The sequence below is a fragment of the Companilactobacillus futsaii JCM 17355 genome (assembly GCF_001435505.1).
Lineage (GTDB): Bacteria > Bacillota > Bacilli > Lactobacillales > Lactobacillaceae > Companilactobacillus > Companilactobacillus futsaii.
Genome location: NZ_AZDO01000152.1, coordinates 1 through 9,387 on the forward strand (window position 1 = coordinate 1; position 9,387 = coordinate 9,387).

12 protein-coding genes, 1 pseudogene and 1 riboswitch are annotated in these 9,387 nt (G+C 35.3%); of the genes and pseudogenes, 3 read left to right on the plus strand and 10 right to left on the minus strand.

Annotated elements, in window-relative coordinates; genetic code table 11:
* Positions 1-110 precede the first annotated feature (110 nt).
* A complete protein-coding gene (locus FC88_RS12455; RefSeq protein WP_057816107.1) occupies positions 111-617 on the plus strand; it encodes an aminoacyl-tRNA deacylase in 507 nt (168 codons plus the stop codon).
* A gap of 39 nt (positions 618-656) precedes the next feature.
* Here the strand turns inward: FC88_RS12455 and FC88_RS13295 are convergent, their stop codons facing one another.
* On the minus strand, positions 657-788 hold the full coding sequence (locus FC88_RS13295) for a hypothetical protein (RefSeq protein WP_267490151.1): 132 nt from the start codon (positions 786-788) through the stop codon (positions 657-659).
* Between the two features lie 156 nt (positions 789-944).
* On the opposite strand from FC88_RS13295, the gene FC88_RS12460 reads away from it, so the two are divergent.
* Positions 945-1,124, plus strand: coding sequence for a hypothetical protein (locus tag FC88_RS12460; protein WP_057816109.1), 180 nt, complete (start codon positions 945-947; stop codon positions 1,122-1,124).
* 36 nt (positions 1,125-1,160) lie between these two features.
* Here FC88_RS12460 and FC88_RS12980 read toward each other — a convergent pair whose 3' ends face one another.
* Entirely contained in the window at positions 1,161-1,325 is a 165-nt protein-coding gene (locus tag FC88_RS12980; protein WP_162256558.1) for a hypothetical protein, read from the minus strand.
* Positions 1,326-1,428: 103 nt separating this feature from the next.
* Here FC88_RS12980 and FC88_RS12465 point away from each other — a divergent pair, with 103 nt between their 5' ends.
* The gene (locus FC88_RS12465; RefSeq protein ID WP_057816111.1) at positions 1,429-2,649 is read left to right on the plus strand and encodes a M20/M25/M40 family metallo-hydrolase; all 1,221 of its coding nucleotides are present in this window, start codon (positions 1,429-1,431) and stop codon (positions 2,647-2,649) included.
* A gap of 472 nt (positions 2,650-3,121) precedes the next feature.
* Here the strand turns inward: FC88_RS12465 and tnpC are convergent.
* The 8 genes and pseudogenes from tnpC to FC88_RS12495 all read right to left on the minus strand — a co-directional run.
* Positions 3,122-4,021 (minus strand): annotated as a pseudogene (gene tnpC / locus FC88_RS13210) (IS66 family transposase); the annotation flags it as partial.
* Between the two features lie 64 nt (positions 4,022-4,085).
* On the minus strand, positions 4,086-4,280 hold the full coding sequence (locus tag FC88_RS13215) for a hypothetical protein (RefSeq protein WP_235526945.1): 195 nt from the start codon (positions 4,278-4,280) through the stop codon (positions 4,086-4,088).
* 95 nt (positions 4,281-4,375) lie between these two features.
* Positions 4,376-4,633, minus strand: a complete 258-nt coding sequence (locus tag FC88_RS13220; RefSeq protein ID WP_235526946.1) for a transposase — start codon at positions 4,631-4,633, stop codon at positions 4,376-4,378.
* 56 nt (positions 4,634-4,689) lie between these two features.
* On the minus strand, positions 4,690-5,055 hold the full coding sequence (gene tnpB, locus FC88_RS12475; protein WP_057816112.1) for an IS66 family insertion sequence element accessory protein TnpB: 366 nt from the start codon (positions 5,053-5,055) through the stop codon (positions 4,690-4,692).
* Positions 5,045-5,221, minus strand: coding sequence for a hypothetical protein (locus FC88_RS13065; RefSeq protein ID WP_187323372.1), 177 nt, complete (start codon positions 5,219-5,221; stop codon positions 5,045-5,047). Before FC88_RS13065 ends, tnpB begins: the two co-directional genes overlap by 11 nt.
* 217 nt (positions 5,222-5,438) lie before the next feature.
* The gene (eno, locus tag FC88_RS12480; RefSeq protein ID WP_057816115.1) at positions 5,439-6,722 is read right to left on the minus strand and encodes a phosphopyruvate hydratase; all 1,284 of its coding nucleotides are present in this window, start codon (positions 6,720-6,722) and stop codon (positions 5,439-5,441) included.
* A 91-nt stretch (positions 6,723-6,813) separates the two neighbouring features.
* Positions 6,814-6,879, minus strand: a riboswitch (Fluoride riboswitch).
* Positions 6,880-6,994: 115 nt separating this feature from the next.
* Entirely contained in the window at positions 6,995-8,317 is a 1,323-nt protein-coding gene (locus tag FC88_RS13225; RefSeq protein WP_235526947.1) for an SIR2 family NAD-dependent protein deacylase, read from the minus strand.
* Between the two features lie 2 nt (positions 8,318-8,319).
* Positions 8,320-9,171, minus strand: a complete 852-nt coding sequence (locus FC88_RS12495) for an SIR2 family NAD-dependent protein deacylase (protein WP_057816117.1) — start codon at positions 9,169-9,171, stop codon at positions 8,320-8,322.
* Positions 9,172-9,387: the final 216 nt, after the last annotated feature.

The following is a 9,387-nucleotide window of genomic DNA, read 5'->3' on the forward strand; positions in this document are numbered from 1 at the left end:
TCAACTTGACAAGGACGAGTGCATTCCAGCCAAATTTTCTTTGCTATGGAGGACGGAATCCTATACTAACCAAAATTGAGAAAAACAAGCTTTAGGGATTGGTGACATAAATGAGCAAAAAAAAGAAGATTCAAAAAACGTTAGTCGAGAAAATTCTCGATAAAGAAAAAGTAACTTATAAAGCAATGACTTTTGAGACAGAAGCCGATGGTGATACTCAAGAATTAGTTACTGATAAAAATTCTCGAGATGGCTACAAGATTTATAAAACGCTTGTATTAACTGGTAACAAAACTGGTCCTTTGGTTGGTATGCTACCTTTAGACAAACATTTAAGCTACAAGAAATTAGCCAAAATTTCTGGTAATAAAAAAGTTGGCATGGTTCCACTAAAAGATTTAGTCAAAACTAGTGGCTTCGAGCATGGTGCTAATAGCCCAGTCGGAATCCACTCATTGCATAACTACCCTATTTATTTCTCAAAAGAAGCAGATGAAGCTGAAAAAATTATTGTTTCGGCCGGTAAAATTGGACAATCTTTGTTAATTGAACCACACGAATTGGCTAAAGTTGTTAATGCTTCATTTGGTGATTTTGCAGTTGATAATCCAGAATAAAAAAAGAACCCCAACAACTAGTTGAGATTCCCAATATTTTTATGCAGCTTGTTTCTTTAAATTATCGATAGCTTGTTGAATGGTTGTACCGTTGCCAAACTTATTGCTATCATCAATATCAACTGCTGTGAATAATTGATCTTTAAGATCTAACATGATTTTATATTTCATAATTATTCACACCTCCTTTATGTTCCGTGTATCTAAGAGGTAGCGATTAGATATATACTATTAGATATAACCTTTAAAGTCAACAATAAAGTATTTAGCTTGACAATATTACAGTTATGAATAAAAATTAAATCACAAATAAAAAAGGAGAATTCGATGAACAATATTTGGAAATACGTTTTAGGCTTCTTCATTGCCTTACTATTATTCTCAATCTTTATCCACGTCATACTACCTTTGGTTGTAATCTTAGCAATCATCGGTGGTATCTACTACCTATATAAGAGACATCAAAAGAACAAGTACACCCCTGAGGGGCGTAAAAAAGTAAATTAAATGACAAAACCACTGACTTTTAGTTGTCAGTGGTTTTTATTTGCTCGGCTTATCGATATCAGCCGTCGCAGAAATCAATAATAAAACTCCCCCAGCTACAGCCGCAGAAATTAAATTGCTTTTGCTGAACCAATTAAATATGAACCCTAATACCGCCACGACTAATAATAAAACCCCAAGCCAGCGGTCAATCTTCATCAATAAATTCATCTCATACAACCTTTCATTACTAATTTCACCAAAAAAATATTAGAATAGAGAATAAAGCTTTTTTAATTATTATACATTATCTCGGAGGGTAAAAATGGACAAAGCACAAAGACTTAGTATTTTAGATGATTTAATCAAATTGCAAACTGTAAATGGTGATGAGGAAAAGGTAGCCAATTACCTAAAGAATCTTCTAGAAAAACATGGCATTGAAACTGAATTGAACAAATATGACGACAATCGTTATAATTTGATTGCTAACATCAAAAAAGGCGACGGCCCTATCCTAGGTTTGACCGGTCACGCTGACGTTGTTTCAACTGTAAATGATGATGAATGGAATTATGGTCCATTTAATCCCAAACACATCGACGGCAAAATCTTTGGTCGTGGTTCATCTGATATGAAAGGTGGACTAGCTGGTATGGCCATTGCTATGATCGAATTAAACGAAGATCCTGACTTTGCTGGCAATCTACGTTTCCTAGTTACTGTTGGTGAAGAAATCGGTGAACTAGGTGCTGCTAAATTGGCTAAAGAAGGTTATGTCGATGACATCAAAGCTATCGTTGTTGGTGAACCAAGTAACTCTACTTCTCGTTTAGCTATGGAACAGTTAGTTCATGCTGGTTTAATTGAACTCAATGGTCAAAAACCAGAAACACGTATGGCAACTTTTTGTGCCCACAAAGGTTCTGTAACTTACAAAGTGATTTCTCGTGGTCGTGCGGCTCACAGTTCAATGCCTGAAATGGGAATCAACGCTTTAGACAACTTAGTTACTTACTTCAACAAGCAAAAAGAATACTTCACAGATTTAGTTAAATTAGAAGATGATGTACTAGGTTCAACCAAGCCTTCTGTCACAGTTATGAACGGTGGTAATCAAGAAAACACCATCCCCGACTATGCTGAATTGACTGCTAAAATTAGAACAATTCCTGAATACACAAATGATAAAGTGATTTCTGATATTCAAGACTTGATCGATAAATTAAATCAAGCTGACCCTAGAATGAAATTGGAACTCAAAATTTTGAGCAGTAATTTGCCTGTTAAGACTGAACTTGACTCTGACTTTATTAAATTAGTTAAATCCAGTTACAAAGATGTTCTCGGTGTAAACATTGCAGCTGTTGGTGCTCCCGGTGGTACTGATGCTTCACAATTTGTCCAAGCTAACCCTGATTTGGATGTTGTAGTCGCTGGTCCTGGTAATGAAAGTGCTCATCAAGTTAACGAGTTTGTTTTCGAAGATGACTATTTGAAATATATTGATATTTATAAAACTATGGCTCGTCGATTCTTTGCATAAATTTATAAGCCCAATCTATTCATAGAATAATAAATACAGTAAAACTGGAGTCAAGATTGTGAATTTTTACAAATCCTGACTCCTGTTTCTTTAAATTTTAGAAAAATATCGTGTTAAGAGATACTTGATATGAATTCAGGGCAGACTCCCCCTTGGAAGAGCTGATTTTTTAAAAGTTAAGTTCTATATCATTTCGATCCTTTCAAGAACTCTCCAAAACAGTCGATCATAAACATTGAATCGACTTAATTGAATAATTTTGGAACGTGAATGCCGTATTATTTTTGCCGGTATTCTGAACAATTGTAATCTTAAAGTGTTGATTTGCTTGCAACTTTCAGTTGCTGGCAAAACTAAACACTTCGTAAGCGGTAAATAACAGGACGTATTGACTTTCTGATTTCTCTCAGAACACAAAAACACCCGACTTTCCTAGAAAGTCGAGTGCTTTTTTTCTTCTATAATTAAACGTTCAGGCTTCAAGTGCTTGATTGAAATCTTGATTCCATGGTAAATAAGTTGCCAGGTCTTCCTTTTTAGGAAAAGCAGGTAACGTTGGTAGTTTTTCTAATAATTTCATTATATATTGGCGTGGATCTAGATGATTGGCTTTCGCACTTTCAACGATAGTCATCCAAATGGCATTGGCTTTGGCACCCTTTGTACTAGTGCTAAATAACCAATTTTTTCTGCCGATCACGAAGGTCTTCATGTTTCGTTCGGAGGTGTTATTACTCCAATCAATAACACCGTTATTTAAAATCCTAAAATAGACCTTTTGACTTTGGGCATAGGCGATGGCCTTGCCCAAGCGTGAATTTGGTAAAGTCTCAATTTGTTCTAGGAGTTTCCAGAAACGATTGACGACTTTTTTTAATTGACCTCGACGACGTTTTCGACGGGCTTTGGGTGAAAGAGGCTGCCATTCTCGTTCTAATTTGAACATTCTGTTGAGAAATTTTAATGGCATCTCCGCATCTTTTACATGTGATTTGAAGGCGTCGTAAAATTTGCGACGAACGTGTGCCCAGCACCCCGTTCGTTCAATGCAATCACCCAATAGATTATATCCACTATACCCGTCACATTGAAGTACACCGTGAAAACCCTGATACAACTTTTGTGCAAAAGTCCCAGAACGTGTAGGACTATAAGCATAGTAAACCACTTGTTCACTTAACTTTCTCGGTGTAGTAACCAACCAGATATAAGATTTTGAAGTCGGTGATTTACCATCTTCACGTAAAACTTGAAATGGAGTTTCATCTCCTTGAAGTTCCTTATAAGAAAGTAATCGATAGCGCAATTCATTATATACTGGCATTAAAAACTCAGCCAATTTGATCATCCAATTAGCTAATGTAGCTTCTGACGTTTGATACCCTAACTATCTAAGTTCAGGTAATTGACGGTAAAGAGGAACATCTAATACGAACTTACGATAAGCCACTTCGGCAATCAGCGAAGCTGTGAGGGATTAAAGCTGGTGGAACATCAGCTTGAAATAACCCTGAATTTATCAAACCTTCAATGTCCTCTACAGTTTCAATACACTTTTTACACTTATAAGTCCGAGTATAGATTTTTTCTACATACGCACGCGCTGGAATTATGTGTAATTCCTCGCGCACATATTTTTTCCCGACTGTTGTGATACCTGAATGTCCCTTAGGGCATCTATGGTCTTCTACTTCTTTAATGGTAATACGGACAGGTAAATTTGGATTTAACGTTTCTTTCCGTGTTTTTTTAGCCTTTTTTTCGGCTGTACTTGATCTGTTGATGCGTCGCTTTCTTCTCCAGTTTGCTCTGGTTCGGTAAAAACACTAGTTTCTTCCTCAAAAAGAGAAGTTTGATTTGGATCTATTTGTTCTGATCTACTAGCAAACATTTTACGAGTAAAATAAGCAATCTGTTCCTTTAACTCCGCAATTTCTACTTGTTGCTTGCGAATTAGTTCTTTGCACTCATCTAATTCTGACATGTTTTTACCTTCCAACAGCACCAACTTTGATAGATAAAAGTTTACCACTAGCCTAATCAGTTAGATAGTCCATTTTTATGTCCTGGAGGGCAAATCTTATGTACGGTTGGATCTAACGACCAACCGCTCAATAATTGGATCAATTGATTCGATGTTAATTTACGGATTGCATTCTGATTGGTTGGCCATTGGATCCGTCCATTTTCTAATCGTTTATAAAGTAAAAGGAATCCATCTTCGTCCCAGTAAAGACCTTTAAACCGGTCTTTATCCGTGCCACAAAATAAGAATAGTGCTTTAGAGTATGGGTCAAGGTCATATTGTTGCTCGACGATGCCTGCAAGGCCGTCGATTCCTTTGCGTAAATCGGTTTTACCGCAAACTATATAGATTTGTTTTACTTTACTCTGATCAATTATCATTAGGGAACACCGCCTTCATCAAGGCGTTCAAGATATATCCACTTATGTGATTGTAAACAATTACTGACTTATTATTGTCAATTTTTATTTGTAAGGCCTTGGTACTAGTGTTTTTTTCGATTTTTTGATCGACTTGAACTTTTACGATATCCGGTTTTTCATCCATTAAAAATACCTCACCATTTATTTTGATGAGGTAATCATATCGATTATTGTCGGCCGAGAAAATACGGTCGGTTATTTACTGCTTACATCCAATCAATCGCTTCAAAACTAAATGAATAAATTTTTGCCTAATTTTAACAGTCTCATTATATCCGTACTGTTGATGATATTCATCAGCTTTTTGTGTGGTAATTCCATATTTTTTCATTTTTTCTTATTTAATCTAAGTCCACATCGTTAGGGAAATGAGCTAGATTAGCTTCCTTACCTAATTCTTCTTCAATTCTTAATAATTGATTGTATTTAGCCAAACGTTCACCACGAGCTGGAGCACCGGACTTCAATTGTTCTGCGTGCATTCCAACGGTAAAGTCTGCTAAGAATGAATCCTCAGTTTCACCTGAACGGTGTGACATCATCGTTGTATATCCATTCTTCCTAGCAACACGAATAGCTTCCATAGTTTCTGATACACTACCGATTTGGTTTAACTTGATTAAGAAACTATTAGCCATACCTTTTTTAATAGCTTTTCTAAACAAAGCAGGATTTGTACATACATTATCGTCAGTAACAATTTGGACACGTTTGCCATTCTTTTGAGTAAATTTAGCAAAATTATCCCAATCATTTTCACCAAAAGGATCTTCCATTGAAACGATTGCTGGGTATTTATCTAATAATCCTTCATAATATGAATTCATTTCTTCAGCACTGCGCTTCTTGCCTTCAAACAAATAAGATCCATCTTCCTGGGCAAAACTAGATGCAGCAGCATCAAAAGCAATACCGATTTCTTCTCCAGGAACATAGCCGGCATCTTTAATTGCACGATTCAATTCATCAATGGCAGCTTCACTTGATGGAAGATCAGGAGCAAATCCACCTTCATCACCTAAACCTGTTTGATAACCTTCTTTTTCAAGGTTTTTCTTTAATTGATGATAGACATTAACAATTTTCTCAAAACCTTCACGGAAACTGTCACGCTTAATAGGAGTAATCATGAATTCTTGCATATCGATTCCATTATCAGCGTGTTCACCACCATTAATAACATTGTGGAATGTTTGTGGTAGTTCCAAATCAACTCCACCGATATAGCGATAAACAGGGATTCCCTCTGCTTTAGCTGCAGCTCTAACGTTAGCAATTGAAACGCCAAGAATAGCATTAGCACCTAATTTAGCTTTATTGGGCGTACCATCTAAATCAATCATCATTTGGTCGATATGTGCTTGATTGAAAGGATCAGCACCTTTTAATTTATCATTAATCAAAGTATTAACATTATTGACTGCTTTCAAAACACCCTTACCATCGAGTCTTTCACCACCATCACGTAATTCAACAGCTTCATTGTCACCTGTTGACTTACCTGATGGAACACTAGCACGTCCTAAAACACCGTTTGAGAGAATAACATCTGCTTCAACGGTTGGATTACCACGTGAATCAAAGACTTCTCTTGCCTTAACATTTTCAATTGTTACTTTTGTCATAATGAATCTCCCTTCTTAATCATAAAAAAAAGACGCCTACTCCATCAAAAAAAGACCCTCAATAATTGATTTAATTATTACTGGTATTTTATCTGGAGTAGACGTCATCAATTACAATTAAGTAATATTTTCGGCGAACGTCATCGCCTTATCGAACAAATTCATAGTATAACACTTCATTTGTTTTCACAAGTTTTTATCATTATTTTCATGAATAGTTCAAAAATAATTACTTTATTTAACAAACCCGTTTTGAAGTACTCAATTTCTTCCTAATCTGGAATTGATAAACGGTTGATCAATTTCTTCTTTTTAGGAAAGGCTTCAATTAACTTATCAACCTTAGGTATCATTATTCGAGTATCACCATTACTTGCTAGACCAGCACTGATTTGAGAAAAACCGGCTCCATTGTCTTCGGCATCTTCAAAAGCGATGAATGTTCCGGCATCAAAATAAAAACCATGAACTTGTCCTTTAGTTTTATCCAATCCCAATTTAACTTGATAATATTGGCCATCTTTAGTAAAACAGTGCGCTATTGCTGAATTTCCTAGTGAATACATCCAAGGCTGTCCTTCTTGTAACAAATGGAAATGTGATGGATGCTTTGAATCTACGGTCAAATACATCGTTAATTCCCCTGGTCTGATAGATCTATCTACCATGTACGAAGGATAAAAAAGCTTGATAGTCTCATCTTCTTTTTTCTGTTGTTCTGGCGTTGGCTTGGGTTTTGGCTTAGCTGGACCTTGTATTTGACCGCCTAGATTTTTCCCAGTCAATAATTCTTGAAAAGCTGTATCAATAGATGTAGAAAAGCCAATTGATCTTTCGGCGATTACATCTGGAATATACAATTCACCTTTATTGATTGTAATAAAATGGCTTTTCCCATTTCCCGCTACTAATTGCATACTAGGTGCTTTGATCATTTCATTGCGAGGACCGATCCCTAATTCAAGGACTAATAAATTCTTGTCTTGATATTTTTGGAGGAAATCGGAAAATTTTGTTACCTTTTTTTGATTCATTTGGAAAAAGTCACCGGGTAAATTAAGTTTTAAAGAAGAACCACATTCACTACATTTAGGAATATCACTCTCTGTTAATTGACCAATTTGATCTTTTGTATAGATTTGATGCAATATATTCTTTAAATCAACTACTTCATGATCCTTATCCTGACTGCAGACACCTTCTAACCAATTTCCTTCAACCTCTAGATTATTTTCCAATCCTGCAAGGTCAAAATGATGATCAACATTCGAGGTCCACACAAAATATGGACGTTTATCGATCATTCTTTTCAAATTTTGCATCAAGTCGCTTGACTCATAATTGATTGAATAAAACTCAATGATTCTAGCATATGCACGCCATTGTTCTAATTCATTAGGAAATTTAAAACCAAAGACTGATAGTAAATTTTGAAAGTGATACTTGTCTTGAAGCTCACCTAGTACTTCTTTTAACTTCTGATCATTTGCGAATAAATTTAAGCCTTCCGAAATTGAGAAACCATTACTAGCTGTAATCAAAACAGCATCCGCTTCATTCATCCATTTCTTAGCAATCTTTATTGAATTATTCATTTTTACCCCCTATTAAATTCCTGTGCAGCTTTTTTGAGCGTTTCATTGATATCTTCATCTATTAGTAGTGAACGCTCTGCAATCTCTGGACTAGTTAATGCATCCTTAGGATTGATATTGATGTAGAAAGATTGTGGCAAATAATTGGTCATTTCCCAAAATGGTTCTTGAATAAACATTGGTGTCATCCTACCAACACCCATTTCTAGGAATAAAATCTTTTCATTTTGATGTTGTCCAATAAACTTATTTATTTTTTGATACTCGTCAAAATAACGTTTGTCTTCCAAGAATTCTGGCCCTCGTACCCATGGAATAAGTTCTGCTCCATCGACTTGACTTTTTGGAATCAAATCTAAAGATAAACGATTATCTTTAATTTGTGATAAAAGCTTATCTAAAAACGAAGCTGTTGGGTATAGGTTTTTATCTGTTTGTGGGTTAGAACTTTGAAAGAGAGACCAAGAGCCTTGAATTTCACTGACATTTTCTTCAGAAAAAAACTTCTTAAAAATCATATCTTGATTAGTCGTAATAACATGAACAGGTTTATCTGACAATAATGTCTTCAAATATTCATATGTTTGTTTCTGTGGGGGTATACTAAAAATCATTTTAAGAGCTTTTAAAATAAAGGCCCAATGCTCTTCTTCAGAATCAAAATGATTATAAAAGCCATTAAATATCCCTTCAAAATGATACTTTTCGTGAAAATATAACATCTCTTTTAGAAACAGTGGACTGGCTTCATACCAAAAATTCATTCCTGCAGCGTTTGACATTCCACTACCAGCACCGACCACAATTGCATCGGCATTTTTTATTTGATTAACTAATTCATTAGCTTTATCCATTATTCAAATCCTTTCAATACATAGCGTCTTTTAATAAACACGGTGTTGTAAATCTATATTGGAATTCTATAACTTCAGCTGTTAAATAAAAAGAGCACAATTTACAATTTGTAGGTTTTTGAACACAATCAAAAAACTGTACGTAAAAAAAGAGCCCCAAAGGTGAAGTGCTCTAAAATTGTTAGACATAATCTAACAACTTTGGGAGCACTTTTT